The organism is Actinosynnema sp., assembly GCF_052038725.1.
This window is the reverse complement of the sequence record NZ_JBQGCX010001408.1, coordinates 1-1,964: the sequence shown is the minus strand read 5'-3', so window position 1 is coordinate 1,964 and position 1,964 is coordinate 1. Positions and strand designations below refer to the sequence as shown.

Below are 1,964 nucleotides of genomic sequence, written 5' to 3'. Positions count from 1 at the left end.
TGGGCGTCGAACCCGGCCCCGAACTGCGCCACCTGCACGAGGCCCTGCTGCGCGGCGGCGTGGACCGCGCGCCCCGCCCGGTCCCGGTGGCCCCGGTGTTCCAGCTGCCGCCCGACCTGCCCGACCACACCGGCGGCGAGGACCTGCTGGCCGAGGCGGGCGACGGCCTGCGGCGCCGCTCCCCGGTGCTCGTGGTCTCCGGTCCGGCCGGGGTGGGCAAGACCGCGTTCACCGTGCGCCTGGCCAACCTGGTCCGCGCCGACTACCCCGACGGCGCGCTGTTCCTGAGCCTGAACGGCGCGCTCGGCACCCCCATGTCCCCGGCGGAGGTGCTCGGCCGCGCGCTGCGGGCGCTCGACCCGACCGGCCCCGACGCCGGTTTCGACGCCGACCTGGCCCGCTACCGGGCCATCACGCACGACAGGCGGGTCCTGGTCGTGCTCGACGACGCCGCGGGCGCCGAGCAGGTGCGCCCCCTGCTGCCCAGCGGTCCGGGCTGCGCGCTGCTCGTCTCCACCCGCGCCTGGCTCACCGCGCTGCCGGGCGCGTCACGGGTCGAGCTGCGGGTGATGGACGACCGCGACGCGCACCGGTTGCTGGAGCGCGTGGTGGGCCACGACCGCCTGTCCGCCGAACCCGAGGCGACGGCCCGCCTGGTCGCGCTGTGCGCGGGCCTGCCGCTGGCGCTGCGCCTCGTCGGCGCCCCCCTGGCCGCCCGCCCGCACTGGCCGGTGGCGAAGCTGGTGACCCGCATGGCCGACCGCGGCAGGCGCCTGGACGAGCTGGCGGTGGACGACCTGCGCGTGCGGACCGGCATCGACGTCGGCTACCAGGGCCTGTCCGGGCAGGCCCGCCGCGCGCTGCGGGCCGTCGGCGCGGTGGACGTCGGCGAACTGGCCCCGTGGCTCCTCTCCGCCGCGCTGGGAACCGGCGCCACCACCACCGACGACCTCCTGGAGCACCTGGTCGACGCCAGGCTGGTGGAGGCGGCGGCGGGCGACGGGACCAACCCCCGCTACCGCGTCCACGACCTCGTCCGCCTCTACGCCGCCGAACGCGCGCAGGCCGAGGAACCCCCCGAGGAGTCCGTCGCGATGCTGGACCGCGTGCTGGCCGCCGCCGTGCACCTGGTGCGCGGTCACGACACGCGGCGCGCGTACCTGGTGCGCCACGAACGCGACACCCCGCTGCCCGAACCGCCCGCCTGCCGGGGGGTCGCCATCGACCTGGCGGCCGAGGAGCCGACGCTGGTCGTGCTGGTGGAGGTGGCCGCACGACGGGGGCTGGTGCGGCAGGCGGCGGCGCTGGCCGACGCGCTGGTGTTCGCCTCGTTCGCCAAGACCAACGACTTCGCCGGCTGGGAGCGCGTCCGCGACGCGGTGGCCGCGGCGGCGACGGCGGCCGGTGAGCGGGGCGTGCTGGCCGGAACCTGCTACGGCCGCGCCCAGCTGCGGTACGCGCAGGACCGCTTCACCGAGTCCGCCGACCTGTTCGAGCGCGCGCGGGTGCTGTTCCTGGAACTGGGCGACGCCGCGGGCGCAGCCTCGGCCGCCACGGGGCTGGCCACCGTCCACCGGGAGTTGGGCGACCACGGCAGATCCATCCCGCTCCTGTCGGAGCAGCTGGCCGAGTTCGACCGCCTGGGGTTGGCGGAGGGCGGCGCCAACGCCCACTACGGCCTCGGCTACGCCTACCGCGAGCGCGGCCTGGACGAGCGGGCACTGACCCACCTGCGCGCGGCGGTCGACCGCTACCGCGCCCTCGGGCACCGCGCGGGGGAGGCGATCGCGGTGCGGGGCATCGGTCTGGTGCACCGGGCGCGCGGCGACCTGGCCGAGGCGGCCGGGTGGAGCGAGCGGGCGCACCGCCTGGCGCTGGCGTCCGGCGAGCAACTGCTGTCGTCGTACACCGCGCAGGCCCTCGCCAAGGTCTGGATCCGCACCGGCCACCCCGAACGCGCCCTG

General features: G+C 77.4%; 1 protein-coding gene. It reads left to right on the top strand.

The genetic code is table 11. From position 1 onward, the window contains the following. On the top strand, window positions 1-1,964 hold a 1,964-nt coding region (locus tag ACTUAL_RS29755; protein WP_440902561.1), incomplete at both ends, for a tetratricopeptide repeat protein.